16 protein-coding genes are annotated in these 20,041 nt (G+C 71.3%); 3 read left to right on the top strand and 13 right to left on the bottom strand.

The features are described from left to right. Positions 1-196 precede the first annotated feature (196 nt). Positions 197-1,339, top strand: coding sequence for an ROK family transcriptional regulator (locus tag O145_RS04395; RefSeq protein ID WP_043560235.1), 1,143 nt, complete (start codon positions 197-199; stop codon positions 1,337-1,339). Between the two features lie 127 nt (positions 1,340-1,466). Here O145_RS04395 and O145_RS04390 read toward each other — a convergent pair whose 3' ends face one another. The 4 genes from O145_RS04390 to O145_RS04375 all read right to left on the bottom strand — a co-directional run bounded on the left by O145_RS04390 (position 1,467) and on the right by O145_RS04375 (position 4,263). Further along, positions 1,467-2,345, bottom strand: a complete 879-nt coding sequence (locus O145_RS04390; protein ID WP_229118347.1) for an aldo/keto reductase — start codon at positions 2,343-2,345, stop codon at positions 1,467-1,469. Next, the gene (locus tag O145_RS04385; RefSeq protein ID WP_043560232.1) at positions 2,342-3,049 is read right to left on the bottom strand and encodes an NADPH-dependent F420 reductase; all 708 of its coding nucleotides are present in this window, start codon (positions 3,047-3,049) and stop codon (positions 2,342-2,344) included. Before O145_RS04385 ends, O145_RS04390 begins: the two co-directional genes overlap by 4 nt. Before the next feature lie 61 nt (positions 3,050-3,110). Continuing rightward, positions 3,111-3,854, bottom strand: coding sequence for an SDR family NAD(P)-dependent oxidoreductase (locus O145_RS04380; RefSeq protein ID WP_229118346.1), 744 nt, complete (start codon positions 3,852-3,854; stop codon positions 3,111-3,113). Positions 3,855-3,879: 25 nt separating this feature from the next. After that, complete coding sequence (locus tag O145_RS04375) at positions 3,880-4,263, bottom strand: DUF2255 family protein (RefSeq protein ID WP_043560227.1); 384 nt, start codon at positions 4,261-4,263, stop codon at positions 3,880-3,882. A gap of 179 nt (positions 4,264-4,442) precedes the next feature. Here O145_RS04375 and O145_RS04370 point away from each other — a divergent pair, with 179 nt between their 5' ends. Next, positions 4,443-5,327 (top strand): helix-turn-helix transcriptional regulator, encoded by an 885-nt coding sequence (locus tag O145_RS04370; protein ID WP_043560224.1) that lies wholly within the window; start codon positions 4,443-4,445, stop codon positions 5,325-5,327. 356 nt (positions 5,328-5,683) lie between these two features. Here O145_RS04370 and O145_RS04365 read toward each other — a convergent pair whose 3' ends face one another. The 7 genes from O145_RS04365 to cas3g all read right to left on the bottom strand — a co-directional run bounded on the left by O145_RS04365 (position 5,684) and on the right by cas3g (position 15,475). Next, positions 5,684-6,865: a phosphoglycerate dehydrogenase gene (locus O145_RS04365; RefSeq protein WP_043560220.1), complete on the bottom strand. Its 1,182-nt coding sequence runs from the start codon at positions 6,863-6,865 to the stop codon at positions 5,684-5,686. Positions 6,866-6,912: 47 nt separating this feature from the next. Then, a complete protein-coding gene (serC, locus tag O145_RS04360; protein WP_043560216.1) occupies positions 6,913-7,995 on the bottom strand; it encodes a 3-phosphoserine/phosphohydroxythreonine transaminase in 1,083 nt (360 codons plus the stop codon). 622 nt (positions 7,996-8,617) lie between these two features. Further along, a complete protein-coding gene (csb2, locus tag O145_RS04355) occupies positions 8,618-9,928 on the bottom strand; it encodes a type I-G CRISPR-associated protein Csb2 (protein WP_043560214.1) in 1,311 nt (436 codons plus the stop codon). Further along, positions 9,925-11,127: a type I-G CRISPR-associated RAMP protein Csb1/Cas7g gene (gene cas7g / locus O145_RS04350; RefSeq protein ID WP_043560211.1), complete on the bottom strand. Its 1,203-nt coding sequence runs from the start codon at positions 11,125-11,127 to the stop codon at positions 9,925-9,927. The genes csb2 and cas7g overlap by 4 nt, the downstream gene beginning before the upstream one ends. A 68-nt stretch (positions 11,128-11,195) precedes the next feature. Beyond that, positions 11,196-11,831 (bottom strand): type I-E CRISPR-associated protein Cas6/Cse3/CasE, encoded by a 636-nt coding sequence (locus O145_RS04345; protein ID WP_043560348.1) that lies wholly within the window; start codon positions 11,829-11,831, stop codon positions 11,196-11,198. Further along, on the bottom strand, positions 11,824-12,786 hold the full coding sequence (locus O145_RS04340; protein ID WP_229118345.1) for a hypothetical protein: 963 nt from the start codon (positions 12,784-12,786) through the stop codon (positions 11,824-11,826). The genes O145_RS04345 and O145_RS04340 overlap by 8 nt, the downstream gene beginning before the upstream one ends. Next, entirely contained in the window at positions 12,770-15,475 is a 2,706-nt protein-coding gene (cas3g, locus tag O145_RS04335) for a type I-G CRISPR-associated helicase/endonuclease Cas3g (protein WP_043560208.1), read from the bottom strand. Before cas3g ends, O145_RS04340 begins: the two co-directional genes overlap by 17 nt. Before the next feature lie 343 nt (positions 15,476-15,818). Between cas3g and O145_RS04330 the strand changes: the two genes are divergently transcribed. After that, positions 15,819-17,105 carry an ATP-binding protein gene (locus O145_RS04330; RefSeq protein ID WP_043560205.1) on the top strand — a complete coding sequence of 429 codons (1,287 nt, stop codon included), beginning with the start codon at positions 15,819-15,821 and terminating at the stop codon, positions 17,103-17,105. A 110-nt stretch (positions 17,106-17,215) separates the two neighbouring features. On the opposite strand, the gene O145_RS04325 is transcribed toward O145_RS04330, so the two are convergent. Beyond that, positions 17,216-18,247 carry a hypothetical protein gene (locus O145_RS04325; protein ID WP_052374659.1) on the bottom strand — a complete coding sequence of 344 codons (1,032 nt, stop codon included), beginning with the start codon at positions 18,245-18,247 and terminating at the stop codon, positions 17,216-17,218. Between the two features lie 197 nt (positions 18,248-18,444). Further along, complete coding sequence (locus O145_RS04320; protein ID WP_043560203.1) at positions 18,445-20,022, bottom strand: CCA tRNA nucleotidyltransferase; 1,578 nt, start codon at positions 20,020-20,022, stop codon at positions 18,445-18,447. Positions 20,023-20,041: the final 19 nt, after the last annotated feature.

The raw sequence follows: 20,041 nt of genomic DNA, 5'->3' as shown, positions 1-20,041 counted from the left end.
GACACCACTGGCTGCGCTGCCAGAGCCGTGAGGGCGCCCAATGCGACCCACTATGGATAAAGTCGCATCCCGACAAAAGTTTGTCAACGCTCTTGACGAAGCATGCGAACATGCAGTATTCTCATAGCGCACGTCTCTGTGGAACCCGTTACCGTGGCCCTAACGCCCACGGACGGAGGACACGGTGACAGGCAGGATGGGAGTTGGTCCCGAGCGAATCCGGGAGCTCAACTCCCTGCAGATCCTCCACTGGCTCGTCGATGGCGGTGAGGCCACTGCTACTGAGATCGCCGATCACTGCGGCCTGTCCCGAACCAGCGTCAACGCCGCTCTGGCCAACCTCCGCGAGCTGGGCTGGATCACTACGCTCGAGGCGGTCACGGGCATGACCGGCGGACGACCGGCGCGACGATACCGGTTCCGCAGCGAGGGCGCCGTCGTCCTGGGCGCTGACGTCGGTGTGCGCCACGTCGAGGTCCTGCTCGCGGATCTGGCGGGGACGGCGCTGGCCCGGTGCTCCCAGGACGTCGAGCCCGGCCTCGACCCGCCGGCCCGGCTCGCGGTCCTGGACCGGCTCATCGCCGAAGCGCTCGCGCGGGCCCGGCTGCGCGCCGACGACGTGCACGCCCTGACCGTCGCCGTCTCCGCCGCCCTCGAGGAGCCGGGGCGCACGGCCTCCCGCACGCCGCCGCCCCAGTGGCACGAGATCGACCTGGTGACGCGCCTGAGGGCCGGCTTCGCGTGCCCGGTGCGGGTCGGCAACAGCTGCAGGCCCGCGTTGCTGGCCGAGGTGCAGCACGGTCAGGCGGCCGGGTACTCCGACGTCGTCCACATCCTCGCCGGCCGGCGCACCGGCGCGGCAATCATGAGCCAGGGCAGGGTGATCGAGGGGTCAGCCGGAGCGGCCGGGGAGATCGGAGGGCTCAAGGTCCTGCGGTGGGAGCGCGCCGTCCGGGACCTGACCGCGCACCCGCGCCTGCCGGAGCTGGAGGATGCGGGCGAGCGCATCGCCTGGGTCGTGCGCGCCGCGCGAGACGGGGACGCCGAGGCGGCCTCCTGCGTGCGCACCTACGCCCGGGACCTGGCTACCGGAGCCGCCGCGCTCGTGCTCGCCGTGGATCCCGCCATTGTGGTGCTGGGAGGCGAGATGGCGCCGAGCGCGGACCTGTGGCTGGAGCACTTCACGCGCGCCCTGGCGCGCCTCGTCCCGCGCATGCCCGTCGTCAGGGTCTCGACGCTCGGGCGCGAGGCCGTCGTCCGCGGAGCCGCGCGGCGCGCCGCCCTCGACGTGCGCGACCGGTACTTCGGGGACTCCCTGGAGGCCGCCCCCAGGAGGTGACGCCCCTGCAGCGCGGCTCCTGCGTCGAGATAGACATTTTCGTACGAGGTCGGCGGTGTCACCGTCTACCTCGTACGAAAATGTCTATCTCGACGCGGCGGGCCAGCACCGGCGCGCCCGCCGCCTGCTACTCGAAGCGCATGAGGGCCTCGAGCATCCGCGGATCCTGGTGGGTGAAGCCGGCGTTGGGGGTCCTCCTGTCCAGGGTGGCGATGGCGGCCATCTCGTCGTCGGTGAGCGTGAAGCCGAAGACGTCGAGGTTGGCGCGCAGGCGCTCGACGTGCGTGGACTTGACCACGAGCGCGGTGCCGCGCTGAACGAGCCAGCGGATCATGACCTGCGGGACGCTCACGTCGTGGGCCTCGGCAATGGCGACGAGGGCCGGGTCCTCGCGGATCGCCGTGTTGCCCTGGCCCAGCGGGCCCCAGGCCTGGAGCACGGTGCCGTGGCGGCCCATGAGCTCCTGCATGTCGACCTGCTGGTTGTAGGGGTGGGTCTCGCGCTGGTTGACCGCCGGGACGGTGTCGGTGTGGGTGACGAGGTCGAGGTAGCGGTCCGGGTAGAAGTTGGACACCCCGATGGCGCGCACGAGCCCGTCCCCCAGGGCCTTCTCCATGTCCCTCCAGGCGGCGTAGTAGTCGTTGAAGGGCTGGTGCACGAGGTAGAGGTCGAGGTAGTCCAGGCCCAGGTTGTCCAGGGAGACCCTGAGGGCGTCCAGGGTCATGCCCTCGCCGTGGTCCTTGAACCAGAGCTTGGTGGTGATGAACAGCTCCTCGCGGGGCACGTCCAGCTCCGCCAGGGCCCGGCCGACGGCCTCCTCGTTGTAGTAGCGCGAGGCGGTGTCGATGAGGCGGTAGCCGGCCTCGACGGCCGCCGGCACGATCTCGCGGACCTGGGCGTCGTCCATCTGGAAGACGCCGAGCCCGACGACGGGCATCTCGCCGCCGCTGTTGAGGGAGACGGTCCGCACGGCCGTCGGGCCGGTCGCGCGTGTCATGGACGTCATGGTCGCTGCTCCTTCCGGCCCCCGGCGAGAACGGCGATATTGATGTCGAAGGTGCCCAGAACGCCCACGAGGGTGAAGTACATGCGCGCGAACATCTCCGCGGCCCGGGCGCCGGTGATGTCGCCCAGGTCGATGACCCGGTCCTCCGGCCAGCCGAGCTCGCCGAGAATACCGCGGACGACGCGCTTGGCGCCCTCGTCGTCCCCGGCCACGAAGATGTTGTGGTGGCCGGGCACCCGCGCCGGGTTGACCATCACCTCGGCGTAGGTGGTATTGAGCGACTTGACCACCCTGGCGCCCGGGAGCTCGCGCTGGAGCTGCTCGGCGAGGGAGTCGGTGTTGACCACGGTGAGAGTGGGCGGCAGCCCCCGGGACAGGTCCAGCGGCTGGGCCACATCGAGAACGATCTTGCCGTCGAGCCGCTCGGCGCCAATGCTCCGGAAGGCCTCCAGCGAGACGCGACCTGCCGTGGCGTTGACGACGAGCTCGGCGCCTGCGGCGGCGTCGGGCATGGTGGCCAGGCCGATATCGGGGTGCTCGCCCCGCCACTGGGAGAAGGGCGGGGCGCCCATCTGGTCGGGCTCGGTGCGGGCGAGCGTGGCCTCGACGTCACGGGTGCCGATGGTGACCTCGTGACCGGTTTCGGCGAGCTTGGCAGCGAGGACGCGCCCCACCATTCCAGTGCCGATGACTGCGATTCTCATTAATGCCTGCTTTCTGTGCTTGCGTACCTGTACGATCATTTCCAGGCCGCTCCCGCGCGCCTCACCAGGGCAGCTGCTTGCCGTCGCGGAAGAAGAGCCCGGTCGGGCCGTCGTCGGGCAGCGTGGCCGCCCAGACCAGGCCCTTGGCGCTCTCGGCGGCGGGGCGGCCGAATCCCGCCCCGGGACGGCTGGCGGTCACGCCGGGACACACGGCGTTGACCAGGATGCGGCTGGAGCGGAAGTCCTTGGCCATCTTGATGGTCACAGCGTTGAGCGCCGTCTTGGTGATCCCATAGGCGGTGATCGACGCATCGCCGGAGCCCGGCAGGGCCAGGCCGGGGTAGTTGACCAGCCCGAAATCCGGGTCCCAGAAGGAGCCCGCCCCGCTGGAGACGTTGACGATCCTGGCGTGGTCGCTCGCGGCGAGCAGGCCGAAGAGGTGCTTGGCGACGCGCCAGGGCCCGACCACGTTGGTCTCGAGCTCCCGGCTCAACTCCTCCAGGTCCTTCTGGGCGATCGTGCCCGAGGGGATCATGAGGACAGCGTTGTTGATGAGCACGTCCAGGCGGCCGTGCTCGGCCTCGACGGCGCGCGCCGCCGCCACGACGCTGGCGTCGTCGGTCAGGTCCAGGCGCAGCGCGGAGGCGCTCAGGCCCTGCGCGACGAGCTCCTGCGCCAGGGGCTCGACCTGCTCCAGACGCCGGGCGGTGAGGATGACGTGATGGCCCTTCTCCGCCAGTTGCCGGGACGCCTCGTAGCCGAGTCCGCCCTTGCGCCCGGCGCCGGTGATCAGTGCGATTCTCATACTCTCGTCCTCTCTCATTCGGACCTCAGCCGGCCTCGCTGACGGGGATGACCTCGACGCAGGCGGCGCGCACCCGCTCGCTCAGCTCCATCGGCAGGTACGGGCTGCCGGCGTACTTCTTGGAGTAGGCGTCGTCGATGATGCCTGCCCAGGACTCGGGGGCGGGGGCAAAGTCGACGTTGTACGTCCTGCCCCCGGACTTGACGATCCCGGCCCGCTGCTCAATGGCCGCCCGGTACCATCGGCCGCTGGTGCCGCTGTAGGAGCGCACGAACAGCCTGCCCTCCACAATGACCGACCAGATCCATGTGGGAGTTCCGGTGGTGACGCCGTCGGGGTGGAACGGCGCAATATGGAAGTCGTCGGCGGTACCGATGGCCCGAATGGCGTCCTCGCGCCATGTACTCATTGTCCTTTCCTCCTTCTCGCGGAGCTCTGCGGCCCGGCGCCCGCGATCCGCGGGGCTCCACGCGGGCCGGTCCGTCGTGCCGCGACCATGCAATCAGGGCGACCGCGGCCTGTGACAGATCCTGCTGAGAGGGGGACTCGCAGGGCGCCCCTCGCTGCGGCGTCGGGAATAATGGGACCGTGGACCCCCGAGCCGAGCTCCACAGCTTCCTGGCGACGCGGCGCGCCCGCCTGTCCCCGCAGGAGGTCGGTCTGACCGCGGCGGGAGGGCACCGCCGGGTTCCGGGCCTGCGGCGTGAGGAGGTCGCCCTGCTGGCCGGGGTGAGCGCCGAGTACTACACCCGCCTGGAAAGGGGGCGGGCCGGAGGCGTCTCGGACACGGTGCTCGACGCCATCGGCGAGGTGCTCCGGCTCGACGACGTCGAGCGCTCCCACCTGCGCAGACTCGCCCGCAGCACCACAACGGGCCGGCGCGCCTCGGACCGGCCGGCGACGGCGGGCATCCGGCCGAGCCTGCAGTGGCTGCTCGACGCGATCGAGGGCGCCCCGGCATTCATCCGCGACGGCCGCCTCAACCTGCTGGGCGCCAACGAGCTGGGACGGCGGCTGTACTCGCCCCACTTCGACTCCCAGCAGAGCACGGGCGAGCCGGAGGACGCGCCCGATCATGCGCCCGGCGCGCCGAATATCGCTCGTTTCGTCTTCCTGGACGAGCGCGCGCCCGCCTTCTACACGGACTGGGACAAGGTGGCCGGCGACATTGTGGCCACCATGCACGCCGAGGCGGGGCGCGTGCCCGGGGACCGCGGCCTCCTCGACTTGGTGGTCGAGCTGTGCACGGGCAACCCCCGCTTCCGCGGGCTGTGGGAGACGCAGGACGTCATGGAGCAGCGGGCGGGCGTCCTGCGTCTGCACCACCCCGACGTCGGGGACCTGGAGGTGTGCATGGAGGCCACCCCTTTGGCGGCGGACCCTGGGCTGACTCTGGTGGTCCTCCCGGTCGCCCCCCACTCGCCCGCCGCACGGACGCTGGGCCTGCTCAGGACCGCCGCGCGCAAGACCTGAGTACCGGCCCGTCGGCACCGACTCATGAGACGGCGGGCGGTGCAGCCCTCTTCACCGAGACCGGTCGTATTCCGCGCCGCGATCGGTCCGAGGCGCCCGCTGACCGCACCAACCGGCTCCTCGAGCCCCTTCGGGAGATGCTGCGGGGAGTCCGCAGCGGGCCTCGATGCCTCCGGGATCAGGTGGGCCGTCAACATCGGCAGCCCGGGGGCGACCTTCCGGGCGCCAGCGGCCGCATGAGCGGCCCGGGCGCGCGAGAGCGGGACGGCGATGTTCGCTGGGCGAGTCCTGGAGAATCTCGCCCCCGCCCCGCGGCCGTGCGGGTGACGGCATGCCGGGCCGCCCCGCGCCGTGCCTCAGATGCCGCGGGCGGACATGACGCCGTCGATCGCCCGGAGCTCCTCGAGGACCTCAACGCTGATCCCGCCCTCGACGTCCACCAGCGTGACCGCCAGCTCGCCGCGCGACTTGTTGAGCAGGTTGGCGATATTCTGCCCGCGGCGGGCCACGATCGTGGAGACCTGGCCGACCATGTTGGGCACATTGCGGTTGACGATGACGAAGCGGTGCGTGCCCTCCTGGCGCGCCATGACGGCCTCGGGGAAGTTGACCGAGTTGTGGACCTGGCCGTCCTCGAGGAAGCCGCGCAGCGCATCGACGGCCATCATGGCGCAGTTGCGCTCGGCCTCCTTGGTGGAGGCGCCCAGGTGCGGCAGCGAGATGCACTTGGGGTGCTTGTGGACCAGCGTGGAGGGGAAGTCGCACACGTAGCCGCCCAGGGTCCTCTCGTCCAGGGCGGCCACGACGGCGTCGGTGTCGACGATCTCGGCGCGCGCGAAGTTGAGCAGCACCGCGGTCTCCTTCATGAGGGCGACGCGCTGGGTGGACACCAGCCCGCGGGTCGCGTCGATGAGCGGGACGTGGACGGTCAGGATGTCCGCCCGCCGGAAGACCTCCTCGATGGACTCGGCGCGCTCGACCTCCGCGCTCAGGTGCCAGGCGTGCTCCACGCTGATGCCCGGGTCGAAGCCGACGACATTAAGCCCCAGGCCGAGGGCGGCGTTGGAGACCTGGACGCCGATGGCGCCCAGCCCGACCACGCCCAGGGTGCGGCCGGGCAGCTCGAAGCCGACGAACTGCTTCTTGCCGGCCTCGACGGCGGCCGCGATGGCGGCGTCGTCGCCCTGAAGGGTGTGGGCGAAGCGGGCGGCCGGAATGAGGTTGCGCGAGGCGATGAACAGGCCCGCCAGGACCAGCTCCTTGACGGCGTTGGCGTTGGCGCCCGGCGTGTTGAACACCGGCACGCCCCGTTCGGTCATGGCGGCGACCGGGATGTTGTTGGTACCGGCGCCGGCGCGGGCGATGGCCAGGACGGTCTCGGGGATGGGTTCGTCGTGGAGCTTGGCCGAGCGCACCAGGAGCGCGTCGGGGTCGGCCAGGGAGCCGCCGACGTCGTAGAGGTCGTCGGGGAAGCGGGAGAGTCCCGCGCCGGAGATGGCGTTGAGGGTCTGGACGCGGAACTGCTTGCGGGTGGTCATGGGGTCCTTCGCTGGGGTGCGGGGTTGCGGGTTCAGGTCGGGCGGGCTCAGGCGCGGGTGCGCTCGAACTCGGCCATGTAGTCGATGAGGGCGGTCACGCCCTCGACGGGCATGGCGTTGTAGATGGAGGCGCGCATGCCGCCGACGCTGCGGTGGCCCTTGAGGCCCGTCAGGCCCGCGGCCGCGGCGCCAGCGAGGAAGTCGGCGTCGAGAGTCGGGTCGGCCAGGGTGAAGGGGATGTTCATCCAGGAGCGGGAGCGGGGCTCGACCGGGTTGGTGTAGAAGTCGGAGGCGTCGATGGCCCCGTACAGGAGGGCGGCCTTGGCGCTGTTGCGCTCTCCCATGGCGGCCAGGCCGCCGGTGTCCTCGATCCAGTGGAGGATGAGGCCCAGCAGGTAGATGGAGAAGGTCGGGGGCGTGTTGAGCATGGAGTCCTTGGCGGCCATGACCGTCCAGTCCCAGATAGCGGGCACGTCCGGGCGGGCGCGCCCCAGCAGGTCCTCACGGACGATGACGACAGCGAGGCCCGCCGGCCCCAGGTTCTTCTGGGCGCCGCCGTAGATGACGCCGAAGCGGGAGACGTCGAGGGGGCGCGAGAGGTAGGCGGAGGAGAAGTCGGCGACGAGGGGCGCGCCCCCGGCGTCGGGAATGTAGGGGAGCTCGACGCCGCCAATGGTCTCGTTGGGGGTGTAGTGGAGGTAGCGGGCGCTATCGGGCACGGTGAAGGAGCCGGGCGCGGGGGTGGTGGTGTAGGAGGAGGCGGCCTCGTCGGCGACGACCTCGACGACGACGCCCTGGCGGCGGGCCTCCTTGATGGCCTTGGCGGACCACTGGCCGGTGTTCAGGAAGGCGGCGGTGTCGCCGGGGGCGGTGAGGTTGGCGGGGATGGCGGAGAACTGGCCGGTGGCGCCGCCGGCGAGGAAGAGGACGCGGTAGCTCTCCGGGATGCCGGCGACAGAGCGCAGGGCGGCCTCGGCGTCGGCGGCGCACTCGACGAAGTCCCTGCCGCGGTGGGAGACCTCGAGCACGCTCATGCCGGAGCCCCGCCAGTCTGTGAGTTCGGAGGCGGCCCGCTCGAGGACGGGCAGGGGGAGCTGGGCGGGACCGGCGGAGAAGTTGTACACGCGCATGTCTCACGATAACCCGTGCACAGGGCGGGCAGCCGCGCCGTCTCACGGGGCAGGCCGCGTCCGGCGGGCCGGGTGGGGCCGCTGGACGTTCGCCCGGAGTCGCGATGTCCTGGACGGTGAGGCCCTGACTGCGCAGGACGCTTACGGCATGGCGCGAGGTGTCAGCGGCAGCGCGCCAGGCGCGCTCGGCCTCCTCGACCCGTAGGCCCCGCCGATCGCTTACTACGCCCTTTTGTTCCTTACTACGCTCCTTTTCCTCGTACAGTAAGGAACAAAGGAGCGTAGTAAGCGAGAAGAGGGCGCGGCGGGGCGCACTCCCAGCCATGCCCCCACCGCAACCGCAACACTCTGTCGCTCCCGACCGGAGACCACGAGAGCGCCCTCACACCCCCGGCGTGCGCGGGGCAAACGCAGCCAGGGCACCGCCGAACACCTTCAGCACGCCTCTACCCCCGCGCACGCGGGGCAAACGCGGCGTTGCCGGCCGCGATGACCTGGGCGGCGCCTCTACCCCCGCGCACGCGGGGCAAACCAGCTCTCCTACTCCAACCCCGACGGAAACCTGCCTCTACCCCCGCGCACGCGGGGCAAACCGTGCGAAACCGTACAATACAGCGGGATCTTACTCCCGCGCGCCTCGCTTCTCATTCACTGCCAACCCGCTGGCTTCCTCCGGAACGAGACACACGCCGTCCAAGACCACTGGGCCGGCAACAGCCTCATCGAAGACGACCGTGAGGTGAGCGGCGCCGCCCGGCTCGCACGCATCAAGCCCGACCGATGCTCGCGCCTGCGCATGACGCCCCACCCATACCAGGCGCACACCCAGCCGGTCCGCAAGCGCTCGTACCCGCTCGACCGCAACCTCCGACTCCATCTCGACGGGCACGATCGAGGTCCATGCCGACGTCGGCGCGGTCGCAGCGCGCACCACCCTCGGCAGCGAGGCCAGCTCGCGCAGCTCTGAGGGCCGCACCTTCACAACACCACTGCGCACGGCCAGAGTGATCTCGCCCGGTACTCCACCCGCCTGCAGCACGAACCCGCGCAGCACGGGCGCCCTTCGTCGTCCGACCTCCCCGAAGAGCGGCAGCACCCACTCCAGAGCCGGCACCTGCCCCCGCAGCTGATCGACAATGGTCGCCGCGTCAGCCGCGCCCACGGTGACTCCGCCCGACCGTCCCCCGGGAAAGCGATACAGGACCGCGTCGGCGAGCACATCCCACGGCGCCGAGGCCATCACCCGCGCGCCGGCACCAGCCTGCCGATACCTCGCAGTAGGGCGCACGTCAAGAGGCGGATGGGTACCGGTCACGCGGCTGCGCCTGCGCTGCCCCTCGCGCTCGTCAAGGGCGCGCAGCAGCTCCGGGGTCGCCACCCTCAAAGCACACTCCCCGTTCTCATCGGGAATCCACCGGTCGTGAGCCTCCGGCGGCTCCTGGACGCCCTCCACCACGTCGAGGATCACCGGCGACGTCGGCCGGCCCAGGTAGGCCACCTTCCGGGCGACCCGCTGCAATCCCTCCACATCCACGTCCTGCGCGTCGTCGAAGACCCACCGCACGACGTCGTCGGGCCCCGCCCCGATCAGGGCGCCGCACTCAGGATCCTTGAGGTCCTTGCTCGCAAAACGAGAGTTAACATCGATAATACCGGTCATCCTCCCTCGGTTATCGAGCTTGATCTCATTGTTGACAGGCACCCAGCGTCCGTAACCGACCCGGCGCACTCCGGCGCGAGGCGCCGAGATCCTGGGGGGCGACAAGAAGAAAAGACTCTCCGCAGCGCCCACCCCGTTCCCAGCCTCGTAGGCCGCCGCCAGAAACGCAGCGGCCAGACGAGCCGGGGCGGGAGGCCACTCCGGTCCCCCGTCGCGGTCGTGGGCGTTGAACTCACCTGCCGGGAAGCGCGCCGTCACAGTAAAGGCCGTCATGACTCGGTACTGCCGTCAATGGCGATAATGATCTTGCCCAGAGCGGAGTCATCCATAATGTGGGCCGTTTCCGGCTTCTTCCACCCGGCCTCGGCACCGAGCTCACGTACCAGGGCAGCCAGCTCGTCGACGTCGGGCAGCCCCAGAGGCTCCGGAGCAGCGCCATGACGCGCCACCCGCGCCTCCAGCCCGGGCTCAAGCAGACGCAGCTCCGCGCCGGCCCGCAGCGAGAGGTTCTGGTGGTGCAGAAGATAGAGCAGGAGCGTGAGGGCCACCGTGAGCGAGCGCGCCGGCTCCGGCTGCTTGAATCTGAAGGTCCGCAGTCCCGTGAAGGAGAAGAAGGCGTGACTCTCAATGGTGCGGTACGTCAGGTCCGACGGCGTCGGCCGGTCTTTCTTCTTCCCGGTCAGGTCGGTCGGCGGAAGGGAACCCAGCCCCACGGTCGAAAGCTTGTTTCCCCCGATCTTCGTCTCAGCATCGACGGCGGCAAAAAGGGCATCAACCTTACCGGCCATGCGGCGCCGCTCCTCAACACCCGTTGCAATGAACTCGGCGGTGAACAGGCGCGCAGAACGAGAGTCCGCGGGATTCATGACGTAGTAGCCGAGGTACTCGTCGCGCCCTTTCTCAATCTCGTTGCCCTTCCCGTCGGAGGAAGACTTCTTGTTGGCCTTGTCGGCCGCCTTCTGGGAGCGCTTGGTCTGCGAGTGCCACCAGCCGAAGGGGATTGCCGTCGGGAAGCCGGTCAGGAGGGCATCGGGCTTCTCACGCGTGGCCTGCTGGATCCCGTCAAAATCGACGCCGGCCTTCCGCAGCTCGTCCCGCGCCAGCCGCCAGGTCGTATCGGCCTGCCGGTGGGAGAGCTCGACCGAGGTGGTGAGCAGCCGGCCTCTCTCGTCGACGAAGGTCACGAGCGGGAAGTTCAGGTAGTCGGCGAGGGTCTGACCGCGAAACCGTCCCGCCAGGAGCGCCTCGCAGCGCGAGGCCACCGAGCCCCAGGAGTCGATGGTGGCGGCCGGCTCGCCATCGGCGGTGGTGAAGATGCCGACGACCCTCCCGTCCTGCCGGATCGTCCCGGCCGGCGGGGTGACGGTCGGCCCGGTGAGGGACTCGTACCGGCCGGTGAGGGACAGGCCCGCGACCGCGGGATCGGAGGCGAGATCGACGAGCTGGCTGTGAAGCTCTGATGCGGTGGTCATGAATGGGCTCCTTCAACGAGGTCCGGAATAGTGCGGTGAGCAGAGGAAGATCGAGCAGGCGGGCAGGCTCACAGGACGATCGGCATGCCGTAGCCGAAGGCCTTCCCGCGCCCAATCCCACGGGTGTAGGCATCGCAGCCCTCAGCGAGACCGGTGATAGTGGCGGTGAGGTCCCGCACCGTGAAGGACCGTCCCTTGGGCGGATCGGCCCTCCGACCGGCCTCGGTGCGTCGAGTGCGCCGCGAATGGGGCCGCTCGGCGGGCGATCCCACCCTCCACCGCTCGGAGGCGACGACGGCGTCGGCCTCGATGCCGCGACGGGCCAGCAGGCCCCGGGCCCAGGCCTCGGCCTCCTCGTCGAAGACGGGACGGGAGTGACTACGGCCCTCGGGGTCCTGGTGGCGCTTCTCGGCCACGACCCGCACGGTGAAGCGCTGTCCGACGGCGAAGGCGTCCGGCGCCTCGATGTGCTCGGCGCCGTCGATATCGAAGGGGGCGCGGAACAGGATCGCAGCATGCCCGCTGCGCCCGCCGACGTCGGTGGGCAGTGCCAGGCGGTAGAGGACGCCGAGGTCCGCGCGGGCGGCCCGAGAGGCGCCCGCCAGGTCCGGGAGGAAGGACATGGCAAGACGATGGATGCCGTCGGGGCCGCCCAGGGACGGCAAGGCCCGGGCCAGAGGCAGGGTGATGATCTGGTCAGGCACGGGATCCTCCTCGGACATCAGCGGCGGTCTCCTGCCTCGCGGGAGCCAGGAAGGTGATCCTGGCGGTTCCCTTGGTGGACTGGATCGCCGAGCTCCACCTCGGCCAGGGCAGGTGAGCCGGCGGCGACTCATGAAGGTCGACGATCGTGGTGACGGTCAGGGGCACGGGGTTGAGCACCCAGGTGAGCACCTTGCGCGAGCCCGACATCGCCTGCTGTGCGGGCTGAAGGAGGAGCTGTCCGCAGAAGGCCAGCAGATCGATGAGCGGGTGGACATCGCACTTCTCCGAGCCGCTCGTGAGCCGCGGGGTGGGCTGGGCGGCGGAGAACCGCAGCCCCGGCTTGGCCTCGGCCACGGCCAGGCGCCCGTCGAGCAGACGGGCGATCTCAACCGCGGCGGCATCCCGGGCGGCCTCACGCGTTTCCGCTCCGAGCAGGGCCCAGGTGTCCTGCACGGACTTGGCGGTGTAGCTCTTGCCGCTGAGCAGGGTGAGCGCCGCGGAGCGCACCCGGACGTCTGGCTCCTTGACAGGCCCCGATGACGCCGACAGGTCGTAGGTCTGGACAATGCCGGACCCGGCGAGCACAGCCGGCTCCCGGCAGGCCTCCCACGCCGCACGGGCCAGCGCATTGGCGACTGTCCGGCTCGGCGTCGTCGTCTGGTACTCCTTCGGCTTCAGCGCCTGGAGCTCTTGCGGCATCCGGCTCTCCAGGTCCCACGTGCCGGCAACCAGGGCCTCCGCGGCGACCTGCGCCAGAGCCTCCGCATCGCCGTCCCAGGTGAGCACCGGCACCGCCCAGTCGCCCTCGAAGTGGAGCGTTGCCCCGGGAAGAAGAGAGGCCAGCCCCCAGCAGGCCAGGACGTGGGCGGGGCGGTGCCCAGACAGGGCCGCGAGCGGGTGCTGGTGGTCGGTCGGCCGCTCAGCCGGTGCGGACATCTCACTCATCTCGCTCATGGTCTTCCTGCTCCTTCCGGGAGACCTCCCAGTCGGCGAGCCGCAGGACGGCCTCGGTCAGGGCCAGCCCGTAGGGGCCGTAGCGCTCGTTGAGCCGGTGGAAGGACTCGATCTGCGCGGCCCACCGGGGGCAGGCGGGATCCAGGTAGGGCTCGCCCGCACCGTCGTCCTGCGGGCAGATGGGCCCTGGCCCGCGGTAGAGGCCGTGGTGGGTGAGGATGAGGTGGCGCACCAGCTCGACGTCGTGGGGCCGCAGGGTCCCGGCGGCGACCGTCTCGTCGAGCACCCGCGCCGAGGCCGCCTCGTGCCGCCAGCCCCGGGGGACCCCGGCGAGCGCGGTCGAGCGCCGCCACAGGCGCCGGGGCAGCGCGGACTTGGCCAGCGGCACCGATGCCGCGCCGCCCTCGTCCCCTTCCGCGAAGGCAAGCCAGCCGTCCTCCTCCTTCATCCGCAGGGCGGACTGGAAGGCGCCGAGCTCGGCCTTGCCGGCATCGTGATAGGCGCCCGCCATGGCGAGGTCGCCCACCACGTCCTCGGGCAGGCCGATAGCGCGCGCCCACCGCCTCGCGCACTCGCTCACGTCACGGCTGTGCTCCTTCAGCGGGACGGCGCGGAGCAGCTCCTGGCCCGCCGGTCGGGCGAGGCAGAGGCGCAGCCAGGGGCACTCGGAGTCCTCGCCCAGGATGTCGGCGGTCAGCACCCAGCCCTCGGGGGCGGCGACCTCCTCGACGATCTCGCGCAGGGTGTCGGCACGCGTCCGCCCCTCGACGTCGGCCTCCCCGCCGAGGTCGGTGAGAATGACGCGCGGCGTCCCGGCACCCTCCCCGGACAGGGCCTCGGCCTCCACCTTCTCGTGCAAGTCCTCGAGGTCCGCCCCCGGCAGGAGCAGGCGGTCGGACAGGTCCTTCCCGGCGCCGGCGATCCCGAGGACTCCCTCGGCCGCGCGCGAGTCGATGACCAGGACGGCGCCGGGACTCACGGCCTCCGCCTCGCGCGCTTCCGTCAGTACCCGGGGTGGCTTCTCGCGGACCGGGTCGAGCGCAATGACCGGGGCCGTCCTGAGGGCGGCCTGAACCGCCCTGCGCGTGTCGGCCATCCGCAGTGTCCAGCCCTCGGCCCGCAGGTCGGGTGGGAAGTCCTCAAGATCGGCCAGGAGCGGCCCCTCGGCCACAAGGTCGACACGGTTCCGGACGACGACGGTGACCTCGGCCCGCGGGTCGGCGAGCTCGCGGATCCAGGGCGCCACCGGCGAGTCGTTCCTGGAGCCGGCCGTGCGCAGGTAGGCGCGCAGCACGGTCGGCGGGATGACGACCGGAACCTGCTGGGGGCGGCGAAGCGCCGCGGGGTCGCTCGCCTCGCGCAGACGCCTCACCGCCTCCCCGAGCACGGGCGCGTCCGCAATGAGCCGGGCGACGGCGTCGGCGGCGTCCCCGTGAATGGGATCGGACCCGCTGGCCGCGCGGATGATCGTCACCGAACCGTCCTGGCGCGCACCCACGCGGTTGACGCGGCCGAGCCGCTGGGTAAGTGAGTCCGCGCCGCAGGCCTGGGTGATGAGGTGGGTGAAGTCCAGGTCGGCCCCCACCTCGAGGGTGGAGGTGGCCACGACGACGACGGGCCCGGCCTGGGCCCGGTTCTCGCTCCCGGTGCGGTACGGCTCGAGCCGGTCGACGACGGTCCGGGTGAAGCGCTCCGGCATGCCGCCGGTGAGCAGCTCCAGGGCGACGCCGCTGCGCCTGCACGGCCTGCTGAGTCTGGTCATGACAGCCTTGGCGTCGGCGACCGTGGTGCAGAAGACGACCAGGCTGTTCCCGTTGCCGAGCTCCGGCACGATTCCCGCAGCCGCCTCGGTCACGGCCTTGACACTGCTCCCCCCGGTCTCGGTCAGCGTGACGGGTATGGCGTCCCGGGCCCGGCGACGCCGTGCCAGCGCCGGGTCGCGCCGCTCCTCCTCGTCCGCGTCCCAGATGAGCGCGCCGTCGGCCCCGCCGCCGGGGGTGGCGCTCATGGCCATGACCCGCAGCCCCGGAACAGCTCCGCCGAACCGGTCCTCGAGCGCCGACTCGTACGTCTGAAGCGTTTCCAGGGTGGTGCGCGCCTGCGCCGACAGGTGCGCCTCGTCGAGCACCCACCAGGAGTCGAGCCCGGTCAGGGCCGCGTCGATGCTGCGGCGCCCGGCGGAGAGCTGGTAGCCGCGGAAGAGCAGACGGGAGCAGACCATGTCCAGGGTGCCGACCACGACGGCGGGGCGGGCGGGGCTGCGGGTGTGCTCTGTCAGGTCGGGCGTCAGGCCGCCCCGCAGCCTTCGCACCTCGAGGACCGGTTCGTCCGGGCCGAGGCCGAAGCGGCCGCGCAGGATGGAGGCGAGCGCCGCCAACGGACCCTCGACGGCGCCATTGACCAGGTCCGCCAGGTCGCAGGCGCTCCGGTGAGCGTCGTCGACGACGACCCTGCGGTCGACGACGATGTGCAGGCGCAGCGCGACCAGCCGGGCGCCACCGCTGTCGGCGTCGGCCGCGAGCGCGTGGAGCCAGGAGAGGAGCACGGCCAGGGTCTTGCCCATGCCGGTCGGGACGTCGAGGATGGGCGGAACATCGCCTGCGGCGAGGCGTTCGGCGAGCCGCTCCTGGTAAGCGCGGGGCTCGTACCCGGTGGCGGCGCGGAACACCGGCGGGAACTCCGGCAGCACAGGACAAACTCCTTCACTTACCAATAAAACGTTCGATCCCCCGATCACTCGGGGCTCGGTCCTCTTCGTCAACATGCCGAACCAAGAGAACTCCTCTACATCCGCACAGGCGGAGAGCTCGCGCAGACCACGGGGCATCGAGATGCAGGCTACACTACCGCCATCTGCGTGTCACCTGTCTCTTCTATGAAAAGCGACGAAAGTGAGTCCATATGACCGACGGAAGCGAGTGTTTGATCCCGACGATTGTGAGTGTTTCGTGGGGCTGGCACTGTCGGCAGCAGGGGCGCGGCCCTCGCCGAGGGGACGTTGCGCGGTGCGGGCGGCGGGAGCCGGGCGGCGCATGAGCCCGCCGTACTCCCGCCTCATCGACACCCGGCTCGCCACGCTGCTCGACGGGCTTCCGGCTGTCAATATCGAGGGCGCCCGCGGCGTCGGCAAGACCTGGACGGCCTCACGTCACGCGCGGACCCTCATCGCCGTCGACGACCCGGACGAGCGCGCCCAGCTCGTGCACCTGGGGAGGCGCTTCACCGCGTCCCTCGACTACCCGGTGGTCCTCGACGAGTGGCAGCGGCTGCCGGAGACCTGGGACAGGGTGCGGCGCGCCGTCGACGACGACCCCGCACCGGGGCGCTTCATCCTCACCGGCTCCGCCTCGCCGGCGCAGGCGCCCGTGCACACGGGGGCCGGGCGCATCGTCAATATCCGCATGTGGCCGCTCAGCCTGGCCGAGCGCTCCCTGGAAGCACCCACCATTTCACTGGCGGCCCTGATAGCGGGGGACGGGACGGGCGCCATCGAGGGAAGCACTCCGATCGACCTGGGCCGGTACGTCGATGAGATCCTCCGCTCCGGCTTCCCGGGCATCCGCGACCTTCCGCCCGTCGCCCGCGAGGCACAGCTCGACGCCTACCTGGAGCAGACTGTCCGCCACGACCTGGCCGACGGGCGCGCGCGGCGCACCCGGACCCTCACGGACTGGTTGCGCGCCTATGCCGCCGGCGTGGCGACCACGGCCTCCTACGGCTCGATCGCCGCGGCCGCCACCAGCAGAGAGGGCTCTACGCCCGCGGCCTCCACCACGCGCCAGTACCGCGACCTGCTGGAGGAGATGTGGATCCTGGAGCCGGTGCGCGGCTGGAGCCCCTCCGAGAACGACTTCAAACGACTCACCACGAGTGACAAGCACCAGCTGTGCGACCCGGCTCTGGCGGCGCGCCTCCTGCGCACCGGGGCCGCCGGCCTGCTCGGTGTGGGCAGGCCCGCCCAGACAGCCCTGAAGGGGGTCCCCAGGCGCACCCGGATGCTGGGCCCCCTCTTCGAGTCCCTGGTCACCCAGAGCGTCCGGGTCTACGCCTCCCTGTGCAACGCCGCCGTCCACCACCTGCGCGACAAGGGAGGCGAGCACGAGATCGACCTCATTGTCGAGGGCCCCGACCGCCGCGTCGTCGCCATTGAGGTCAAGGCCTCCGCCGCGCCACGGCCCGGGGACACCCGCCATCTGCTGTGGCTGCGCGAACGGCTGGGAGAGCGCCTGGCCGATGCCGTCGTCGTCACCACCGGCAGCCACGCCTACCGCGACCGGCACGGCATCGCCGTCGTTCCTGCCGCCCTGCTCGGCCCGTAGCCCCCGCCGATTGCTTACTACGCTCCTTTGTTCCTTACTACGCTCCTTCTCCTCGTACAGTAAGGAACAAAGAGGCGTAGTAAGCGAGAAGAGGGCGCGGCGGGGCGCGCTCACAGCCACAGATCCCGACACCGCCGGGCACACCCCGCCACCTTGGGCGGGAAGAAGTCCGCAATCCGCCGCACCAGGCGCTCGGGGGCGAACAGCTCCTTCCACTCGGTGCGCCCCACCGTCCAGCCGCCGCGCCGCAGGGCCATTTCGCGGGCCTTCTCCGCCCGCAGGTCCTCCGCCGTCACCAGCTTGCCGTAGCCGTCGAACTCCAGGTCGACCGCCTCCTCCACGAAGCCCAGGTCGAGGTAGTACACATGTCCATCCTCATCAACCCAACGCAGTTGGGTCACCAGCTCGGGCAGCCCCGCCGCGGCCGCCGCCCACCGCAGCACGCTCTCGCCGGGCGACTCGGCGAAAGGGTCCGCCAGGGCGACCGTCGCCCGGGCACGGCGCTTGCCGTTGCGCTGCCCCTGCTCCTCGACCATGCCGGCGAGCTTTGCGCGCGCCTGCGCCAAGTCCATCTCGCCGTTGCAACGCCGGGTGAAGCGGTCGGGCCGGCACACCTGCCGCAGGGCGGCGTCAATGATCGGGAGGGACTCGCGCACCGGCATGTCGAAGGCGCAGTCGACGGCGGTGCGCAGCGGCGTCGTCACGCGCAGCCCGCTCACGACGACGATCTCCCCCTCGCGCGGCGCCACGAGGGAGCGCGCCACCGACACCGGCCGGGCGGCGGGCGCGCTGCCCGGCCGGCCGTAGGCCACGCCCGGGAGGGGACGAGTGGTGCGGGACCGGTTGGTCTCAACGGCGACCCGTATGCCGGGCTCCTGCTCGATCGGGGACAGCCCTTGGACGACGGCGGCCGCCTCATGGGTGAGGGCCAGCGCGGAGGGGTAGGCGCGCAGGGCCGCCTCGCAGCGGGCGAGGGTCACCATCTCCTTGAGGCGCCATAGCGGCGTGCCCGCGGGGGCCCTCACCATGTAGGCACCGCGGCTCACGCGGATGAGATCGTCACGCCCGGAGAAGTCGCGGTCGTTGCGGTCGGCGGTGTAGAGGACCTGCGGGGGCTCGGGCGGGACCGGGTAGCGCTGCATGGTTCCAGGCTCACCGCCGGACGCCGCGTGCGCGAGCGGCGTCGTCGAGCCCTGTGGACGGGGCCGTCGCGAGCCGTGACTGTGGAGCCCCGCCCCCACCGATCGCTTACTACGCTCCTTTGTCCCTTACTGTACGAGGAAAAGGAGCGTAGTAAGGAACAAAGAGGCGTAGTAAGCGAGTCAGGGGCGCGGCGAGCTCAGCGCGCCGCCCACCAGGAGCGCAGCGCCTGGCGCGCCATCTCCTCTCCCAGCGGCCCCTTCTCCATCCGCAGGTCCAGCAGGAAGCGGTAGGCCTCGCCCACCACCGGTCCGGGCTCCACCCCGAGCTCGTCCATGATCTGCGCCCCGTTGAGGTCCGGGCGGATGGCGTCGAGCTCCTCCTGCCTGGCCAACGCGGCGATGCGCGCCTCGAGGTCGTCGTAGGCGGCATCGAGCATGCGGGCCTTGCGCCTGTTGCGGGTGGTGACGTCCGCGCGCGTGAGCCGATGGAGGCGCTCCAGCAGCGGCCCGGCGTCGGCCACGTAGCGCCGCACCGCCGAGTCCGACCAGGCGGCGTCGGCGTAGCCGTGAAAGCGCAGGTGCAGCTCGACCAGCCGGGAGACGTCCTTGACGGTCTGCCTGTCGAAGCGCAGCGCGCGCAGCCGCTTGCGGGTCATGCGGGCGCCCACGTGGTCGTGGCCGTGGAAGGTCACGGTGCCGCCCGGCAGGAAGCGGCGCGTGGCCGGCTTGCCGACGTCGTGCATGACCGCTGCCAGGCGCAGTACGAGGTCGGGGGCGGGCACCGGTCCGTCGGGCCCCGTCTCCAGGGCCATCGCCTGGTCCAGCACCGTCAGGGTGTGCTCGTAGACGTCCTTGTGCCGCCTGTGCTCATCGACCGTCTCGACCAGGGCCGCCAGCTCGGGCAGGACGACGTCGGCGACCCCGGTGTGCACCATGAGCTCGAGCCCGCGGCGCGGCCACGGCGAGATCAGCAGGCGCTCCAGCTCGGCGCGCACCCGCTCGGCCGAGACGATCTCCAGGCGCGGCGCCATCTTCTCCATGGCGGCCATGACGTCGGGCTCGACGTCGAACCCCAGCTGGGCGGCGAAGCGGGCTGCCCGCATAATGCGCAGCGGGTCGTCGTCGAAGGACTGCACGGCGCTCACGGGCGTGCGCAGCACCCCGGCGCGCATGTCGGCCAGCCCGCCGAACGGGTCGACGAGCTCGAGGTCGGGAAGCCGCAGCGCCATGGCGTTGACGGTGAAGTCGCGGCGAGTCAGGTCGCCCTCCAGGGTGTCCCCGTAGACCACCGCCGGCTTGCGGGAGCCGACCTCGTACTCCTCGGTGCGATAGGTCGTCGCCTCCACGATCGTCTCGCCCTTGCGCGCCCCGATGGTGCCGAACTCCTTGCCGATGTCCCAGCAGGCGTCTCCCCAGGCGCGCAGGATCCTCTCGGTCTGCTGGGGGCGCGCGGAGGTCGCGCAGTCCAGGTCGTGGGGGACGACGCCGAGGAAGGCGTCGCGCACCGGCCCGCCGACCAGCGCGAGCTCGTGGCCGGCGCGGGCGAATATGTGCCCGAGCGCCGCCAACGACGGCGGCAGCGTGCGCAGGGCCTGGCGCGCCGTGGGGGTCAGGCCGGCGGCATCGGGGGCCTCGTCGAGCAGCGCGTGGGCCGCGGGGCCGACGGGGACGGCGGAGGCAGCGGGAGCCCCGCCCGACAGGGCGGACGAGCCGGGGCCGGAGGACGAGGCGGCACCAGGGGCGGAGGAGGCGGAGGGAGCGGCGGGATGAGTCATTGGTCTAAGCCTGCCACGC

The organism is Actinomyces israelii DSM 43320, from assembly GCF_000711965.1.
GTDB lineage: Bacteria > Actinomycetota > Actinomycetes > Actinomycetales > Actinomycetaceae > Actinomyces > Actinomyces israelii.
Note: the sequence above shows the minus strand (reverse complement) of the source record. Positions and strands in the feature narration are given on the sequence as shown.

Excerpts from the sequence above, each read along its gene's own strand:
- O145_RS04340 (WP_229118345.1), bottom strand. The coding sequence starts at position 12,786 with ATGAGCGAGATGAGTGAGATGTCCGCACCGGCTGAGCGGCCGACCGAC.
- serC (WP_043560216.1), bottom strand. The coding sequence starts at position 7,995 with ATGCGCGTGTACAACTTCTCCGCCGGTCCCGCCCAGCTCCCCCTGCCC.
- O145_RS04365 (WP_043560220.1), bottom strand. The coding sequence starts at position 6,865 with ATGACCACCCGCAAGCAGTTCCGCGTCCAGACCCTCAACGCCATCTCC.
- O145_RS04330 (WP_043560205.1), top strand. The coding sequence starts at position 15,819 with ATGAGCCCGCCGTACTCCCGCCTCATCGACACCCGGCTCGCCACGCTG.
- O145_RS04395 (WP_043560235.1), top strand. The coding sequence starts at position 197 with ATGGGAGTTGGTCCCGAGCGAATCCGGGAGCTCAACTCCCTGCAGATC.
- O145_RS04320 (WP_043560203.1), bottom strand. The coding sequence starts at position 20,022 with ATGACTCATCCCGCCGCTCCCTCCGCCTCCTCCGCCCCTGGTGCCGCC.
- O145_RS04390 (WP_229118347.1), bottom strand. The coding sequence starts at position 2,345 with ATGACGTCCATGACACGCGCGACCGGCCCGACGGCCGTGCGGACCGTC.
- csb2 (WP_043560214.1), bottom strand. The coding sequence starts at position 9,928 with ATGACGGCCTTTACTGTGACGGCGCGCTTCCCGGCAGGTGAGTTCAAC.
- O145_RS04385 (WP_043560232.1), bottom strand. The coding sequence starts at position 3,049 with ATGAGAATCGCAGTCATCGGCACTGGAATGGTGGGGCGCGTCCTCGCT.
- O145_RS04375 (WP_043560227.1), bottom strand. The coding sequence starts at position 4,263 with ATGAGTACATGGCGCGAGGACGCCATTCGGGCCATCGGTACCGCCGAC.
- O145_RS04325 (WP_052374659.1), bottom strand. The coding sequence starts at position 18,247 with ATGCAGCGCTACCCGGTCCCGCCCGAGCCCCCGCAGGTCCTCTACACC.
- cas7g (WP_043560211.1), bottom strand. The coding sequence starts at position 11,127 with ATGACCACCGCATCAGAGCTTCACAGCCAGCTCGTCGATCTCGCCTCC.
- O145_RS04380 (WP_229118346.1), bottom strand. The coding sequence starts at position 3,854 with ATGAGAATCGCACTGATCACCGGCGCCGGGCGCAAGGGCGGACTCGGC.